General features: G+C 44.4%; 17 protein-coding genes. 11 read left to right on the top strand and 6 right to left on the bottom strand.

Annotated features, from left to right (window positions below):
- Positions 1-3: 3 nt before the first annotated feature.
- The 6 genes from ACWYU8_RS07260 (at position 4) to ACWYU8_RS07235 (ending at position 3,713) form a co-directional block, all read left to right on the top strand.
- Complete coding sequence (locus ACWYU8_RS07260; RefSeq protein WP_457518426.1) at positions 4-405, top strand: hypothetical protein; 402 nt, start codon at positions 4-6, stop codon at positions 403-405.
- A 27-nt stretch (positions 406-432) separates the two neighbouring features.
- Complete coding sequence (locus tag ACWYU8_RS07255; RefSeq protein WP_457518424.1) at positions 433-1,392, top strand: alpha/beta hydrolase; 960 nt, start codon at positions 433-435, stop codon at positions 1,390-1,392.
- Positions 1,393-1,588: 196 nt separating this feature from the next.
- Entirely contained in the window at positions 1,589-1,873 is a 285-nt protein-coding gene (locus ACWYU8_RS07250) for a PepSY domain-containing protein (RefSeq protein WP_457518422.1), read from the top strand.
- On the top strand, positions 1,866-2,381 hold the full coding sequence (locus ACWYU8_RS07245; protein WP_457518420.1) for a cytochrome b/b6 domain-containing protein: 516 nt from the start codon (positions 1,866-1,868) through the stop codon (positions 2,379-2,381). The genes ACWYU8_RS07250 and ACWYU8_RS07245 overlap by 8 nt, the downstream gene beginning before the upstream one ends.
- Before the next feature lie 247 nt (positions 2,382-2,628).
- On the top strand, positions 2,629-3,105 hold the full coding sequence (locus tag ACWYU8_RS07240) for a PaaI family thioesterase (RefSeq protein WP_457518418.1): 477 nt from the start codon (positions 2,629-2,631) through the stop codon (positions 3,103-3,105).
- Between the two features lie 125 nt (positions 3,106-3,230).
- Positions 3,231-3,713 carry a c-type cytochrome gene (locus tag ACWYU8_RS07235; protein ID WP_457518417.1) on the top strand — a complete coding sequence of 161 codons (483 nt, stop codon included), beginning with the start codon at positions 3,231-3,233 and terminating at the stop codon, positions 3,711-3,713.
- A gap of 73 nt (positions 3,714-3,786) precedes the next feature.
- On the opposite strand, the gene guaD is transcribed toward ACWYU8_RS07235, so the two are convergent.
- A complete protein-coding gene (gene guaD / locus ACWYU8_RS07230) occupies positions 3,787-5,112 on the bottom strand; it encodes a guanine deaminase (RefSeq protein ID WP_457518634.1) in 1,326 nt (441 codons plus the stop codon).
- A 443-nt stretch (positions 5,113-5,555) separates the two neighbouring features.
- Here guaD and nadE point away from each other — a divergent pair, with 443 nt between their 5' ends.
- Positions 5,556-7,652, top strand: coding sequence for an NAD(+) synthase (gene nadE / locus ACWYU8_RS07225; RefSeq protein WP_457518415.1), 2,097 nt, complete (start codon positions 5,556-5,558; stop codon positions 7,650-7,652).
- Between the two features lie 106 nt (positions 7,653-7,758).
- On the opposite strand, the gene ACWYU8_RS07220 is transcribed toward nadE, so the two are convergent.
- Both ACWYU8_RS07220 and amrS read right to left on the bottom strand, forming a co-directional pair.
- Entirely contained in the window at positions 7,759-7,941 is a 183-nt protein-coding gene (locus ACWYU8_RS07220; RefSeq protein WP_457518413.1) for a hypothetical protein, read from the bottom strand.
- Positions 7,942-8,182: 241 nt separating this feature from the next.
- Complete coding sequence (gene amrS / locus ACWYU8_RS07215; RefSeq protein ID WP_457518411.1) at positions 8,183-9,271, bottom strand: AmmeMemoRadiSam system radical SAM enzyme; 1,089 nt, start codon at positions 9,269-9,271, stop codon at positions 8,183-8,185.
- A 64-nt stretch (positions 9,272-9,335) separates the two neighbouring features.
- Here amrS and amrB point away from each other — a divergent pair, with 64 nt between their 5' ends.
- Both amrB and amrA read left to right on the top strand, forming a co-directional pair.
- Positions 9,336-10,139, top strand: a complete 804-nt coding sequence (gene amrB, locus ACWYU8_RS07210; RefSeq protein WP_457518410.1) for an AmmeMemoRadiSam system protein B — start codon at positions 9,336-9,338, stop codon at positions 10,137-10,139.
- Entirely contained in the window at positions 10,117-10,701 is a 585-nt protein-coding gene (gene amrA / locus ACWYU8_RS07205) for an AmmeMemoRadiSam system protein A (RefSeq protein ID WP_457518408.1), read from the top strand. Before amrB ends, amrA begins: the two co-directional genes overlap by 23 nt.
- A gap of 56 nt (positions 10,702-10,757) precedes the next feature.
- Here the strand turns inward: amrA and ACWYU8_RS07200 are convergent, their stop codons facing one another.
- The 3 genes from ACWYU8_RS07200 to ACWYU8_RS07190 all read right to left on the bottom strand — a co-directional run bounded on the left by ACWYU8_RS07200 (position 10,758) and on the right by ACWYU8_RS07190 (position 13,228).
- A complete protein-coding gene (locus ACWYU8_RS07200) occupies positions 10,758-11,345 on the bottom strand; it encodes an AAA family ATPase (RefSeq protein WP_457518406.1) in 588 nt (195 codons plus the stop codon).
- A 147-nt stretch (positions 11,346-11,492) separates the two neighbouring features.
- Positions 11,493-12,251, bottom strand: coding sequence for a metallophosphoesterase (locus ACWYU8_RS07195; RefSeq protein WP_457518404.1), 759 nt, complete (start codon positions 12,249-12,251; stop codon positions 11,493-11,495).
- Between the two features lie 98 nt (positions 12,252-12,349).
- Positions 12,350-13,228 (bottom strand): LysR family transcriptional regulator, encoded by an 879-nt coding sequence (locus ACWYU8_RS07190; RefSeq protein WP_457518402.1) that lies wholly within the window; start codon positions 13,226-13,228, stop codon positions 12,350-12,352.
- Positions 13,229-13,396: 168 nt separating this feature from the next.
- On the opposite strand from ACWYU8_RS07190, the gene ACWYU8_RS07185 reads away from it, so the two are divergent.
- On the top strand, positions 13,397-14,599 hold the full coding sequence (locus ACWYU8_RS07185) for an MFS transporter (protein ID WP_457518400.1): 1,203 nt from the start codon (positions 13,397-13,399) through the stop codon (positions 14,597-14,599).
- 225 nt (positions 14,600-14,824) lie between these two features.
- Positions 14,825-15,745 (top strand): EamA family transporter, encoded by a 921-nt coding sequence (locus ACWYU8_RS07180; RefSeq protein ID WP_457518398.1) that lies wholly within the window; start codon positions 14,825-14,827, stop codon positions 15,743-15,745.
- The last annotated feature ends 48 nt before the right edge of the window (positions 15,746-15,793 follow it).

Genomic DNA, 15,793 nt, shown 5'->3' with positions numbered 1-15,793 from the left:
ATCATGGCAAACGCGAGTACAACACTGAAAAAGCATTTCTCGCTCATCAAAGAGATGGAAAAGGCGAGCCAAACTGACAAAGTGAACAACCCGGTCATAGCAACGAAAACCGCTGCTGCTGAAAAGAAAGTCAGGATTGAAAGTCGAATATCTGAACTCGAACAGCAACGGGCGGCGTTTAATAAAAAAATGGATGAAGCGATAGCTCGTGAGAAAAAACAACTCGTTGAAATCGAGCGTTTCGAGCAGATGGTGCCGGATCAGGAATTAAAGGACACCGTAGTTAAACCTGCAAGCCCAACCACGCCCAGTACGAAAGTGAATCCAAAAGAGACAGTTAAAGCAACGACCAATATCAAAACTGTGTCCACAGCAGCTAAAACAACGCGGACGACGAAGAAGTAACGATGAATCAACGTCAGGAGCATCATCATGCTATTCATTACCAATAGAACACCCAGACAATCAGCAAAGTCAAAAAAGAGCCGTAATATTAGCTTTAACTACCAGAATACTGCTGTGGCTCAATATCTCTACTTTTGCGAGAGGTTAGGTAAAGATAACTACCGAGAAGTGATGAGTAAAGCATTCTTCAGCCGTCTAAAAGAACTTCCTCCTCAAACCCAGCTGCTTTTCTATATCCATGGCTTCAATAACAACATGGAACCCACCATTTTTACCAATGCAGAGAAACTGCAAAAGCTGATCAACCATCATATTCCCGATCTTGTTTATGTGGTTCCTGTGATATGGCCTTGTGATGATGACGGAGTGACCGCATTTGCGGATGATTACTGGGATGATCAAGACGCTGCAGATGCCAGTGGTCCGGTCTTCGCGCGACTACTCGGAAAGTTTGACGAATGGCGTCGAGACGAGAAGCAGCAAGAAATCCCATGTTTAAAGCGTATTAACATTTTAGCCCATTCGATGGGCAACCGAACATTAAAGAATGCATTGGCTAATTGGGCTAACAAGTTTTCGTCCGGGAACATGCCACAACTCTTTCGCAACGTATTTATGGTAGCGGCTGACGTGGAAAATGAAGTGTTAGAGATGGGAGAAGAGGGGCGCTGTATCGTTGATTCCAGTAGAAATGTGATTGTTTACTTCGCCAATGATGACTTGGCTATGCCAGCTTCGAAATTGGCCAATCTTAAAAACAGAACACTTTCGCGAAGAATGGGGATGACGGGTCCTGAAGATATATCAAAATTGCCAAAAAGTGTTTTTGAGGTTGACTGCGATAACTTCAACACAAAATTTGATTTAAAAGGTCATACCTACTTTCTTGATGACAAGAATGGCAATCCGAGCCCAATTATTCAGCACATGGTGGATGCGATAAGTACAGGTCGAGTGAAGCCTAATGAACGCAGCCACGTATTGTGAAATTCTATAATTTGAACGCTCACACTGCTGCTTGATGTTGGAGAGAAGCAGAATATTATCAAGCGAGTTGTATCCGGAAAAACGTTGAAAAAAGTAATTTCGTTTAATTGGAAGAATCTTAAGTAGTTCTTAAGTTATGAGGATTAATGTTGGTGGTGAGTTTGAACCTTTCTTACCACTAACAGGAATAACTAATATGGAACGTAAAACAATTTTAGCTTCAACAGTAATGCTGGCAGGACTACTTTCTTTTGGTGCTTATGCTTCTGACCCTACTTGTACCGAAGAGAGTCCGGATAACTGGATGCCATTTGACTCGGCTCAGAAAATGGTAGAGTCACAAGGATATAAAATTAAGAAGTTTAAAAAAACCGATACTGGGTGTTACGAGTTATATGGTCATGACACTAGTGGTAAGCGTGTTGAAATCTATTACAACCCGGTTGACATGACGGTAGTAAAAGAGGAAGTCGATGATTAAAAAAACTCAGTGGGATCGAGTTGTTAAGTTCACCCACTGGTTGGTGGCGAGTTTGTTCTTGATAAACTATTTCATTACCGAGGACGGTAGCACTCTTCACCAGTGGGTTGGCTATACAGCGGTTGGAGTGGTCGTACTAAGGTTGCTATGGGGATGTGTCGCTAAGCCCCCGGCACGTCTTTCATCCTTCTTACCGTCCGTTCCTAAAGCGATAGGACATTTAAAAGAGGTGTATCAGACCCGAGTTGATTATCACCATGGTCATAATCCTGCAGGCGCGATAATGATTTGGTGCATGTGGATAGGGCTGATCGTCATCGGAATCTCAGGGTATATGATGGAAACCGACCAGTTCTGGGGAGAGGATTGGGTTAAAGAGATTCACGAGGCTGCTGTTAATATCACCTTCTTCTGTGTTTGTATTCACGTGGGCGCTGTGGTGCTAATGACCCGAATTACTGGCCATTCTTACCTACGAAGTATGCTGCCTGGTAAGCAAAACAAATAGTCCACCTTAAAATGAAGAGAAAGCAATCTTCCTCAGTTGCTTTCTCTTGCTGTCTTTGTCGACGGGCTGCGCGCTCTCTTTTCTTATCTCCCCATTTGTCTTTGCTCCAATACACTTGACTCTGTCTGTTCTGACTTTTGATAAGTCTTTGAATTTTTATTGTTAAACTTGTCTAATCTCAATGAAGTTGCCATCCTGACTGAAAAATCAGTCAGCATTTCGATAAGCGTTAGTTTCAGGAGGAAGTATGCAGCAAGGGAAAGCGTTTCAAGATCAGATACCAAATAATCACTGCTTTGGTTGTGGACCAGAGAATACATCTGGCTTACAAATCAAGAGTCACTGGATTGAAGAAGATAAATCAGCCTGTACATTCGTGCCACTACCGCATCAATGTGCCGGACCTACACAGTTCCTGAATGGTGGGGTCATTTCTACAATTATCGATTGCCATTGCATCTGCACGGCGATAGCGAAAGGGTATCAGTTACAGGTACGAGAAATAGGCGTCGGTGAAGCGGTATGGTACGCGACTGGAAAATTAGAAGTGAACTACCTTAAACCAGTGCCAATTGATCAAAATGTACAACTGATAGCGACCATTGAAAGCGTTAACGGCAACAAGATGACATTGCGCTGTGAACTGTTTTCCGGTGATGATCTTTGTTGTACAAGTCAGGTTGTCGCGGTCAAGGTACCTAATAGCTGGTTTTCCGCTGCTTGATCATCACCATTTAGCCTGATGAATGTTCTTAATGGTGATAATCAATAATATTATTACTACTAACAAGAGTGTTTTTATTTATAGAACTATAATTAGCCTGTTGCATCAGCATAGGTATGCTCATTATGTTTATAAGAAAAACACGATTCTCCCTATTGCTGCTATCGCTCATTGTTGTACCTGTTGCTGTTTCAAATGAGATGAGTGAAGAGCATGCGAAAGGAAAATACCTCGTCAAAATCGGTGGTTGTAATGATTGTCATACCGCTGGGTATGCGCCTAGCGGTGGAACAACACCAGAATCACAATGGCTTTTGGGAGATCAAGTAGGGTTCAGAGGGCCATGGGGCACCACTTATCCGGTTAACTTACGCGAATATATGGATAAGCTGTCTGAAGCAGAATGGATAAGCAAAGCCAAAGAACTTAAAACCCGGCCTCCTATGCCTTGGTGGATTCTCAATGAAATGACAGAAGATGATTTAAGGGCTATCTATCAATACATTAAGAGTTTAGGCACGTTAGAGAATAGCGTTCCATCATTTGTTCCTCCTGAAGAGGAGCCAAAAACGCCTTATATTCAATGGCCTCAACCGCCAAAACAGTGATCAGTGGGGAAACCAGAATAGCAAGTAAAACAGCAGCCGGATCGGTAACAATCCGGCTGACATCGTTTTTAGATTATACCGAAACGGTTGAAGTGGTTGCGGTGCCATACACCAGCTTGCCATCAACATAAGTGGCATACACGTTTCTCTCATCACCTAAAATCATCAAGGCGAACAGTTTGTCTTCTAAACTTTTCGCATGTTGATGTCGCAGCTTTTGTAAGTCCGTTGCAGCCCAGTCTAAGACCACGAAATCGGCCTCTTTTCCTATTTCAAAGTTACCCACTTTGTCGTCGATGCTCAGTGCTTGTGCTCCACCAAGCGTCGCAAGATATAAGCCTTTGAATGCGGATAGTTTTTGATCTTGTAACTGCATGACTTTATAGGCTTCATTTAACGTTTGTAGTTGACTAAAGCTGGTGCCTGCGCCAACGTCGGTGCCCAATCCAACACGAACGTTCTTCTGTTCTGCTTTCTCTAAATTGAACAGCCCGCTGCCGAGGAAGAGGTTTGAAGTCGGGCAGAATGCGATCACTGAATCGGAGTGCTCAAAGGCCGTCCACTCTCTGTCGGTCAGATGAATAGCATGGGCGAATACGGATCGATTGCCGGTCAATCCATAATGTTCGTACACTTTAAAGTAATCCTCGTGCTCAGGAAAAAGCGATTTCACCCATTCAACTTCGTTCTTGCTTTCAGAGAGATGCGTTTGCACGTACACATCAGGAAATTCAGCTTTGAGTTTTCCAGCGGCGGCTAATTGTTCTCTCGACGAAGTAGGAGCAAATCGAGGGGTGATAGCATATTGCAGGCGTTTGTGATTATGCCATTTTTGGATCAGCGCTTTGCTATCCCGGTAACCCGACTCTGGCGTGTCGAGCAAAAAGTCCGGCGCGTTGCGGTCCATCATCACTTTTCCGGCAATAATGCGCATGTTTTTTTTCTGCGCTTCTTCAAACAGCGCATCCACGGATTGGGGATGAACAGTGCCAAACACCAGAGCGCTGGTGGTGCCGTTTTTTAATAGCTCATTGATAAAGAAATCAGAAACGGCTTTCGCATGTGCTTTGTCTTCAAACTGCTTTTCTGTTGGGAAGGTGTAGTTCTCTAACCACTCAAGTAACTGCTTGCCATAAGATGCGATCATCTCAGTCTGAGGGTAGTGGATGTGCGTATCAATAAAGCCTGGCACAATAAGTTTTCCCCGGTAATCGATAAACTCATTGTATTGCGCTGCTTCTACATCACTGAACTCTCCAACCGCTTTAATAAAGCCACCTTCAATGACCAACAGGCCATCTTCAATATATTGAAAAGATTCTTCGAGGTTATCGACCCTGGCTGGGTCATTGTAAAAGTGAAGAAAGCTCGCACGTATAGCGGTTGCTTTTGACGTGATGCCAGAAGAAAGTTGCCCCGTTTTCTTTAAAGAAAGAACGATAGGTTTGTTGCCCATAAGTCACTCCATTGAATATGTTCGATACCCATGGTTTTTGACTTATCTTTGTAAGTCCTTGTCAATAGAGTAGTGTATGTAACAACCGAAAACCATTAAAAGCAAAGTATTACTGCCAGAAGTATGCCAGTTTTGAAATGGCATCCGGTTGGAGATAGCCCAATGGCTGAGTAAGTGTTTCCTCCGATTTTGGAGATTTTTTCTAACCAAACTGGTGAGAAAAAATGAACATTTGACCTGAAGTGGTGCGTTAAAATTTAATGTGAATACCTCTACGCAGATTAATATATTGCCATCTAATCGTTACCTTAACTGGTTTTGCGACTTTTGCTTTATTCACCGATACTTACTGGACTTGAGAGAAGCAACTGGCAAAAGGAAGTATCGTGAATAAATTGCGTATTAGCTCATGCTCTTTAAACCAGACTCCGATGGACTGGAGTGGAAACCTGAAAAACATTCAGCAAGCGATTAATGTCGCGCATGCATCCGGCTCAGAGCTACTCATCACTCCAGAGCTGTGTATTTCTGGTTACGGATGCGAAGATTTTTTCCATAGCCCCCATGTTGCCAATCGAGCGCTCAAAAGCTTACGTGAACTGACTAGATTCATTCCGGATAGCATGGCGGTGACGGTGGGGCTACCCGTTTTGATCAACAACCGAATCTATAACGGGGTTGCCCTACTTACGAGCAAAGGCATTCAGGGGATTTCCCTAAAACGCAATCTGGCGGCGAATGGCCTGCATTATGAGCAGAGATGGTTTACGCCGTGGACCAGAGACAAAAATGCGACGGTTTTGCTCGATGGAATAGCATCGTCAGTGCCGATCGGAAATCTTGTGTACAGTATTCACGGAGTAAAACTAGGCATTGAGATATGTGAAGACGCCTGGGTTGCGAATCGCACTTCTGAGCGTTTCTTTAATCAGGGAGTAGAAGTGATTGCGAATCCGAGCGCAAGCCACTTTGCGATTGGTAAATTTCTCACACGCAAGAGACTCGTAGAAGAATCAAGTCGTGTTTATTCTGCTTGCTATGTCTACTCCAACCTTTGTGGTTGTGAGTCTGGACGAGCTATCTATGATGCTGGGGTGATGATCGCAGTCGATGGCAGTTTAGTTGCTAAAGGTGAGCGGCTTCACATGAGTGATGTTGCAGTGATCACGACCGATATTAACTTATCTCGCAGCAGGATTGGGCAAATAAACAATAGTCAGCGTTACTACGAAGAACACGATTTTGATACTGAAACCGTAATAAAAGTAGACCTTGGCAAAGCGGTCAAAACCAACAAACTTCCGGCTAAACCCTTGTATCAGAGCTGGGAAGAGAGTGAGTTTCTGGAGCATGAAGAAGCGTTGCGTGCTATTTCGATCGGTCTGCGAGACTGGCTTAAAAAAACACATACTGGCGGTTACGCGCTTTCACTGAGTGGTGGTGCTGATTCAGCCTTAGTTGCCAGCGCTGTTTATACAGCCGTTATCCTCGAGCTGTGGGAGCTGGTGTCTAAAACCGAGCAAGGTAGCGACTGCTTATTGCCTGAGCATTTGAATAAATTTGTCACGGACGAGCAGGCGACAGAATTCCGAAATGCGTTGGTCATTGACAACCAATACGAACTGGTCATGGACATTGCGTCTTCTATTATGGCAAACATGCTGACCACGGCGTATCAAGCCAGTGCCAATAGTGGTTCAATCACTAGCGTCGCCGCGCAAAAGGTCGCCGAATCCTATGGGGCTAAATTTATAAACCTCAATATCTCTAAAGTGGTTGAGCATTACGAGTCGATGATATCGAAAGCCACTCATCTATCTCTCAATTGGAAAGATCACGATATCGCGCTGCAAAATATTCAGGCTCGTGTGCGTTCACCCAGTATCTGGTTTATTGCGAACCTGGAAAACAAGCTGCTGCTGACCACCAGTAATATGTCAGAAGGTGCGGTCGGATATTGTACTATGGATGGTGATTCCTCTGGTGTGCTCGCCCCTGTTTCTGGCGTCACCAAAAGCCGAATATTGAAACTATTAGTGTGGTTAGAGCGAAAGGGATTTTACTTCTCAGATGGCCAAATCATGAAGTTGACCGCACTCTCCTATATCAACAACCAACGTCCAACGGCAGAACTTCGACCTGAAGAACAGCGGGACGAAGATGATTTGATGCCCTTTGATGTACTTGACCGTATGGTCTTTCTCACTTTGGAAGCAGGTATGCCACCGAAAGATATTTTCGATGCGATGACGGAAGAGTTTGACTCGGTAGATAAGAAAACGATGGCCGGCTACATCGTCAAATTTTTTAGGCTACTGTTCCGTAATCAGTGGAAGCGTGATCGTCAGGCTCCTGGCTTTCATATCGAAGTAAATAGCCTGGATCCAAAAACCTATAAGCGCTTTCCGCTACTAAGTTCTGGATACCAAGAAGAGCTTGCCTGCATCGAAAATCTAATCAATGGATGCCAGACAGCTGAGTAGTTTTCTATCGGTTTTGGCTTCTATTCAGTTTTCTGATTTATTTTAAAAACAGTTAATTAACTGAAGCATTTTCTTAATTTTTGCTTACGTAATGTCCGCTAAGTGACTAAGTGTAGAAGATGATCTGGTTATCATCAGACATGACCAAACTGGCTTTCTTCTGTTCAATCAACTGTGCCGCACAAGCTGGGGTAACGGCCTGAATTTGACCTATAGACTTAAGCGTTAGTGCTTCCCATGCCTGGTCTCTGTATTTACCAGCTTGAGTGTATTGAATAAGTACTTTCATAGTCGTCTCTCCGTTGTTACTGATGTGTTATATAAACTAATCCGTTTACTTAAGTTGCACACTAGTTAAAAGTGAAACATAAGTTCAACCAAATGAATTTGACAAGTTCGTAGAATGAGTTCGGGAGAAGTATCTGTATGAATAATTGTGAAATTTATTATTTGGAAATGGCGGGTACCAGATTAAATCTCGTTAGTACACGTAGTCCAATAAGCGTTTTTTCTTGTTCAGGACCAAAAAATTAAATCCGATGAATAGCAACAGGGATACGCCGAGGGCCAAAATTTTCTCTTGGTCCAGCAAAACGTCCTGGTATTTTGTGTCCGCAATGAATGCAGTGACCGGTGTCATCTAATGTGTATTCACCGAGTTGATACCAGTCTCTTTCAATGACTTGTTTGCCACAGGCAGGACAATAGGTAGCGTCAGACGCTGGATCGTGAACGTTTCCACAATAGACAAAATGCAGACCGTGTGAGATTGCGATATTGCGGGCTCGTAATAGCGTACTCAGTGGTGTTCTGCCTTTATCTAACATTTTGAAATCCGGATGAAACGCACTGAAATGCAGTGGCACATCGGGTCCCAGATTTTCAAAGATCCATTGGCACATGGCGTTGAGTTCTTCGTCACTGTCATTTTCGTCAGGGATGAGAAGGGTAGTCAGTTCAAACCACACATCGGTTTCCTTTTTCAGATACAACAAGGTATCCAGCACAGGCTGCAAATGACCGTGGCAGATTTTGTGGTAGAAGCGCTCACTGAATCCTTTTAAATCGATATTGGCTGCATCCATGTGGCGGTAGAACTCTTCTCTCGGTTCTTCACAGATGTAACCCGCACTCACGGCAACACTTTGCAAACCAAGTAGTCGAGCCGCTATCGCTACATCTATCGCATATTCCATAAATACGACAGGGTCGTTATAGGTAAACGCTAAACTTTTACAACCGTATTTTAATGCTGTGTTTGCCAACTCTTCCGGCATCGCGGCATCACATAAGGTGTCTACTTCTCGTGATTTGCTAATATCCCAGTTCTGGCAGAATTCACAGCTTAGGTTACAGCCTGCGGTACCGAAACTTAGCACGCTTGATCCCGGATAAAAGTGGTTGAGGGGCTTTTTCTCGATGGGATCGATGCAGAATCCTGACGAACGACCATAACTGGTCAGTACAATTTCTCCGTCTCTGTGCATACGCACAAAACAAGCACCTCGCTTACCTTCTCGAAGCGAGCATTTTCTTGGACACACATCGCAGCACACTCTCCCGTCTTCGAGCTTATGCCAGTATTGGGTCGGGAAATAATCAGGAGGAGAGGTTTGCATAGTGAATTAGCCCTCTGATGACCTACACTGAAAGTATAGTTGATGCAATACGAGTAAGACGACTATGAAATATCGGGAAGCCGCAGTTGCCGGAAGATTTTATCCCGCAGCAGCAAAAGAACTCAGAAACCAACTGGCTGGTTACTTTTCTGAGCAAGCCATTTTGCCAGAGGTTCCAAAGGCTCTGATTGTGCCTCATGCTGGTTATTTCTATTCTGGGGCGGTTGCTGCTAAAGCGTATCGCTTGCTTGCTAATCGAAAGCAACACTTTTCGCGCGTTGTATTGTTTGGACCAAGCCATCATGTCGCGCTTGAAGGGTGTGCGGTACCAAGCAGTGATGTGTTCCTGACCCCTACAGGAGAAGTGACGATCGATCGTGAAAGTGTGGCGTTACTTTTATCACAAGGGTTGGCAGTAGAATCAGACCAAGCCCACCACTGGGAGCACTCTCTGGAAGTTCAGCTTCCTTTCCTACAATATTGCCTAGAAGATTTTACACTTCTGCCAGTCGTTGTCGGGCGTGACCTCCAAGGGTACGTTAAGCGAATATTGGCCGCAGTCGCGCAATTACCAGAAACTCTGATTGTTGTTAGTAGCGATCTCAGCCACTACCATCCATACAGTGAGGCTAATGAGATTGATGCGGATACTATTCAACGAGTTCTGTCGTTTGGCAGTAATATTCATCCGGAACGCGCATGTGGCTGCAATGCAATCAATGGGTTGCTCGAGTATGCTAAAGAGCAGCACTGGGAGATTAAGTGCGTGAATTATACTAATTCCGGAGATGTCATGGCTGATCATGAGAATCGGGCCCCGGAACCTTCAGAGGGGGTAGTTGGTTATGCAAGCTTCGTCTTGTTTTGAGTTAAGCAAGGATGCAAGCCTTTATTTGCTAGAAATGGTTTGGCAAGTTCTTGATGAAGCGCTGAAAGGTAATGGATTTCAATTACCTGCTGAGCCAAATAGAGAAGAACTGCTTTTGCCCGCCGCGTGTTTTGTTACCTTACACCATAACGGAGAGCTGCGTGGTTGCATTGGTTCTCTACAGGCGAATGAGCCTCTATGGCGCAATGCCTGCAAAAACGCGTATGCCAGCGGTTTTCAGGACACCCGATTTTTGCCACTGGCACCAGAAGATCGTGATGGTCTGAGTCTGGAGATTTCTGTTTTGTCGGACCTCATTCCATTAGAGAATGAAGGTGAATCAATCTTAATGACTACGTTACGCCCCGGTGTTGACGGACTGCTATTGGAAGATGATTGGCATCGTGCCGTGTTTCTTCCATCGGTATGGGAGGTCTTGCCAACCCCCGAGCAATTTGTTCGCGCATTAAAGCGTAAAGGAGGATGGCCGGAACATTATTGGAGCGAAAATATTACCCTCCATCGCTTTACGACAGCTGTGATTGCTGACAACCAGAAATAGTTGTCGATAACGATCGCTACTCCTGAATATATGTGCGCGAACAAAGCATAGGAGCGCTAAGGAGAAGGGTAGCGATTGATGACATTTTCTAACGTCATAATCCCGAACATGATCTTTCTGACAAAAGACTCGGAACTACCCACAAAGTAAAAATGGGGATGCCTGGACCAGACCCGTTGTAACTTTTTGTCTAATTTTGCCGCTTGTTCCAAGGACTCATGCCTTGTCGGGTTGTTGCTGCTGATATCCTGCCCAGAGGCTGCGGCGGACTCAAAAAAAATCACCGCATCATATCTTTCAAGCTCCTTCTCGAACGTCGAGTTTACTTGTGTGAAAAAGTCTTCCTCTGAGTCGGGCCAATAAGCGAGACCATCAAGCGAGCCTCTATCACACACTAATAACCGATCCGGATACTGTATTTTGTGGATTTCTTCCATATTTTTTTGCAGTTGAAAAATGGTCTTTTGCACCATCTTTATACATTGCTCATTATCAGAACGAGTAATACCGCCGGAAAAAAGCAATGTTGCAGCTTCAGGAACAACCACGATTTGTTCTTTCAACTCCCTGCGAAATAGGTCCAATGCAGTGGTTTTTCCTCCACCTGGACCGCCAGTTACCACAACTTTAAGCGGCTTTCTCATGATGACCTCGACTGATTAGCGCCTTGATATTTAAAGCTTAGTCAAAAAATTTCCAAAGTTCGGTAATGTTAGATTTTAAAAATCATTGCATTTCTATTTGGCGCAAGGGAGATTGCATATTTGACGCAAACTGAGTAAAAGAGGCAACTAAATAATTTCGAATTGAAGGTGCTTTTCATCCTGCATACTAAATGAATGGACTTCAATTGTGCCAGCACGAAACTCGCATAGGCTAATACGTGGATCTGGAATAAAGTTATTTGCACTATAGCCAGCGCCAGTATCAATAAATAACTTATTCCGCTTCATTTTCGGGGTATTTAATGGGGTGTGTCCGGACACAACAACATCAACGCCAGCAATATGTTTTCCTGTGCTCCTGAGTATATCGTCGCGTCCCCAAAGCATTGTTTTGCGTGATTCTTTATCGATGAGTGCAGGATCGGGTGGCCAATGTTTAAACGGATACTCAGCGTGCAATACACCGATAAGTAAATCATCAACTTCAACGCTAATTGTCAGGCTATAAAACGAAGCGATGGTTTCTCTGGCAGCCTCTCGCTCGGTACGATTCAGCGATAACCACCATTCACCACCGTTCATCATCCATGTGGCTTTTGTGTTCGGGTTTTCATCGTATCTTTCGAGAATGAAGTATTCATGGTTGCCTAACACGGGGAAGAACCACTTTTCTCTGGCGAGATTTAAACAGTGAAACGAGTCCACGCCACGGTCAGTTAAATCACCGACCGAAAAAACACGGTCTTGGTATTTGTCGAAATGCAGCGACTTTAACGCATGAATAAGCAGTGGAAAGTCGCCATGAATATCGCCGACAAACCAATCTTTGCCTTGTTTATTTTGGCTGAAATGGGTATGTAGCGGTATGTCAGAAGGAGTGGTCATATCAATATTCTTGCCTGATCAGCGACAACTCTTTCAAGCATAGCACAGCTCTAAGAGACGATTTTCCCTAAGGCTTCGGATAAATTGATGGCATAGAATCAGCTCCCCTTTACTTCAGACAAGATGAAATCACGAAAAGCCTGATTCGCACGTGAAAGGTAACTGTCCTTACGCCACGCAAGACTTAAATCGATTTCGAATGTCTCTGCAAATGGTCTGGTTACGATGTCATCGTCTTCACCGATTACGACTTTCCACATTGGAGAAATCGCGTAACCTTGTCGAATTACGGATTTGATCAAAGGCAATAAATTGCTGCTAAACGCGACTTTTGGTTTGATATTTACTTGCTGAGAAACTCTGTCGAGCAAGGTGTGGTGATAGTAGCCTTTTTGGAACAGCACCAAATCGTGCGCGAGGAAATCCGCATATTCGATCACTTCCTTTTCAGCTAAAGGATGATCGACAGCCATACACACCACCATTTCTTCACGGATCAGGAAGCCACTGTCTAATTCGGGCGTAAGATCTTTACTGGCGATGACGCCCAGCTCAACTTCTCCTTCAAGCAGCAGTCGCCGAATATTACGAGTACCTGTATCGAGGATGTTCATGTCAATATTCGGGTATTGATGTCTGAATGCCATCACAATAGGCGGAAAATAGTAGGAGCCAAGCATGCTGGGTACAGCAACGTCAACCAAACCCTGATCCAATCCTTCCATCGCCTGCATTGCCAGCTTGGCGTCCTCGGCTTGTTTTAAGATTTGTTTGGCGTGAGAAAGAAATTCATTACCAGCGACAGTCAGAGTAATACCACGATCTCTACGATTAAATAGCGGTGCTTTGAGCTCTTGCTCTAGCTTCTTGATACTACTGCTGATTGCTGGCTGTGCTAAGTTCAGAAGTCTGGCGGCGGCAGATATAGAGCCGTGCTCTGCTGCCTCGACGAAATGTTTTAGCTGACGTAACTCCATATCAAATCATCCTATATCCCGATATGCCTCTAATGTCACTGCTCTTTTTGAAGGTATAAATATTTTTTATGGAACAGATAAATACAAAATATTTTTTTTATTGTCAATTCGTAGATACCCTAGTGCTGTAACCAGTTTCATTAATTTACAAAAAAGTAGTAGTAAGCAGTGAAAAAATCAGCCCATTACAGCAGAGTCGTCATTTGTGTCTGTCTCTTTTCAATCGTCACTTTTTCCAATATCTATTGGTTGCAGCCTCTGCTACCAGTGATTCAGAAAGAGTTTCAGGTCACTTCTCTGGCAGCCAACCTCGCGATGTCAGCGCCTTTATTTGGTATGGGGTTAGGGTTACTGGTTTTCGCCAGTCTGTCTGACGCTATCGGGCGCTGTAAAGTACTACTAGTCGGGACGGCGATTGGATTGTTGGTGTCACTCGCTCTGCCTCTGGTGGAAAATTATAATGTTTTCTTATCTCTTCGCTTTCTACAGGGAATGTTCCTCGCGGTTTGTCCGGCGTTAGCGGTTCCATTAATGGGCGAAGAGCTAAGAAAAAGTTGGTTAGCAGGCGCGGTTGGCTTTTATGTGGCCTCTAATACATTAGGCGGAATTTGTAGCCGCATAATGGGGGGACTTAGTGCTGAACTATTAGGAAACTGGGCGTATGCAGGCTACTTTATTGCGGGCATTAGCGCGGTACTGTATGCCATTATCTACTATCTATTGCCTGCTCAGCGTCATTTCAAACCGGCACCGCTCAAAGTGGGTAAATGCCTTAAAGCTTACGGCTATCATCTGAAAAACCCTCAGCTCGTGGTTCTGTACCTTCTGATAGGTCTGGCATTCGGCACTTTTGTTAACCTTTCCAACTATTTGATGATGGTGCTAAGTGACTTCCCTTACAACTTACCGAGTGACATCCGTAGCTTGATGTTTTTAACCTTACTTGGTGGCACAACCAGTTCATCTCTAGCAGGCAAATTCGCTAAAAGGCATAGCCAGATTGCCGGAGTCGCGTTCGGCGCTATCATTATGTTAGCGGCAAACTTCCTGATGAGTTGGTCGAATATTTATACCATGGTGATCGGTATGGTGATGGTCTCGGTTGGGTTCTTCTTCTGTCATGCACAAGCCAGCACCTTAATTGGCCGAAAAGCCACCAGATCGAAAGGCAGCGCACAAGCGTTATACAGTCTGTTTTATTACTCTGGGGCAAGCCTGGGGGTATTTTTCCTCGAACCGTTTTACCAAGCGTGGGGATGGCAGGGTATTTTGGGCGCAACACGTATTGCACTAGCGCTGTGTATTCTTTTGGTGATCATTTACCAGTGGATCAGCATGCGTAAAGACAATCATTCTCCCGCAATGCCGTAGCTGTCCGTCTTCAGAGAAAAGTTGTCGTTAAATATAAGAAAGAGCCTGCAGAGGGCTCTTTTACTTTTAATGATAATCAAAGCAATGCATAAGCAAAGCTTGTGTTGAACTTATGTTTCAGGCAGTCTGGTTTCTTCAGTTCTACCCTTGTTAACCATTGAAAGGTAATCGGTATAACTCTTACCTGCATTATTTACCAAATTTGGACGCCTGAAAGGAAGCATAATGTCATTACGCGATCGGTTATTGGCTCTCACCATCGTACTGGTGTGGGGCGTGAATTTTGTCGTCATTAAAGTCGGTTTGGAAGGAATGCCGCCTTTGCTGTTAGCTGGATTACGATTTGCGCTGGTTGCATTTCCCGCATTATTGTTCATTCCGCGTCCAAAAGTGCCTTTAAAATGGATTGTCGCTTACGGTTTAACGATCAGTTTTGGCCAGTTTGCACTACTTTTCTGGGCGTTAAATGTTGGTTTGGCGGCGGGGTTAGCATCATTACTTTTACAGGCTCAAGCTTTTATAACTTTAGGGTTTGGGGTGTTGCTACTGAAGGAGAAAATACGTGTCCACAATATAATCGCTGTGGTTACAGCAGCAGGCGGCATTTACCTGCTTGCAGCCGCTCAGCACGACGGGGCTGCATCGCTTACTGGCCTTACACTGATATTGATCCTTGGCGCAGCTACCTGCTGGGCGCTCGGTAATATTACCAATAAAGTGATCATGCAAAACTACACTGTTCCGACCATGTCTCTGATTGTCTGGAGTGCATTAGTTCCTTTTTCCGCATTTGCTGTTGCGTCATATTTTATTGAAGGTCCAGAGGTCATTCAGAGCTCGTTGGCAAACATGCAATGGCACAATGTGTTCTCAATAGTATACCTGTCACTTCTGGCAACGATTGTTGGCTACGGTAGTTGGAGTTACCTATTAAGCCGCTATGCCACCGCATTAGTCGCGCCTTTGTCTCTGTTAGTGCCAGTCTTCGGTTTGCTTAGCGCATGGATATTGTTGGACGAAAGCCTGAGCCTGTATCAAGTAATTGGCGTTATCGTGATTGCATTGGGTCTAGCGATTAACGTCTTTGGTCAGCGTTGGTTCAAACGAAAGGCTGATTTGGTGTCGTCAGTTCAGCGCGAGTTGTGATAATACAGGTTGGTATTCTGAGTACGAGAGTTGTGTTGAATCGAAACA

It is taken from the genome of Vibrio limimangrovi (genome assembly GCF_054064025.1).
This window is presented reverse-complemented; position numbering and strand designations above follow the sequence as displayed.

Bases quoted from the DNA above. Each gene is read 5' to 3' on its own strand.
- amrS (WP_457518411.1), bottom strand. From the start codon at position 9,271: ATGCAAACCTCTCCTCCTGATTATTTCCCGACCCAATACTGGCATAAG.
- ACWYU8_RS07190 (WP_457518402.1), bottom strand. From the start codon at position 13,228: ATGGAGTTACGTCAGCTAAAACATTTCGTCGAGGCAGCAGAGCACGGC.
- ACWYU8_RS07245 (WP_457518420.1), top strand. From the start codon at position 1,866: ATGATTAAAAAAACTCAGTGGGATCGAGTTGTTAAGTTCACCCACTGG.
- amrA (WP_457518408.1), top strand. From the start codon at position 10,117: ATGCAAGCTTCGTCTTGTTTTGAGTTAAGCAAGGATGCAAGCCTTTAT.
- ACWYU8_RS07220 (WP_457518413.1), bottom strand. From the start codon at position 7,941: ATGAAAGTACTTATTCAATACACTCAAGCTGGTAAATACAGAGACCAG.
- amrB (WP_457518410.1), top strand. From the start codon at position 9,336: ATGAAATATCGGGAAGCCGCAGTTGCCGGAAGATTTTATCCCGCAGCA.
- ACWYU8_RS07255 (WP_457518424.1), top strand. From the start codon at position 433: ATGCTATTCATTACCAATAGAACACCCAGACAATCAGCAAAGTCAAAA.
- ACWYU8_RS07235 (WP_457518417.1), top strand. From the start codon at position 3,231: ATGTTTATAAGAAAAACACGATTCTCCCTATTGCTGCTATCGCTCATT.
- ACWYU8_RS07200 (WP_457518406.1), bottom strand. From the start codon at position 11,345: ATGAGAAAGCCGCTTAAAGTTGTGGTAACTGGCGGTCCAGGTGGAGGA.
- ACWYU8_RS07195 (WP_457518404.1), bottom strand. From the start codon at position 12,251: ATGACCACTCCTTCTGACATACCGCTACATACCCATTTCAGCCAAAAT.
- ACWYU8_RS07180 (WP_457518398.1), top strand. From the start codon at position 14,825: ATGTCATTACGCGATCGGTTATTGGCTCTCACCATCGTACTGGTGTGG.
- ACWYU8_RS07260 (WP_457518426.1), top strand. From the start codon at position 4: ATGGCAAACGCGAGTACAACACTGAAAAAGCATTTCTCGCTCATCAAA.
- ACWYU8_RS07250 (WP_457518422.1), top strand. From the start codon at position 1,589: ATGGAACGTAAAACAATTTTAGCTTCAACAGTAATGCTGGCAGGACTA.
- ACWYU8_RS07240 (WP_457518418.1), top strand. From the start codon at position 2,629: ATGCAGCAAGGGAAAGCGTTTCAAGATCAGATACCAAATAATCACTGC.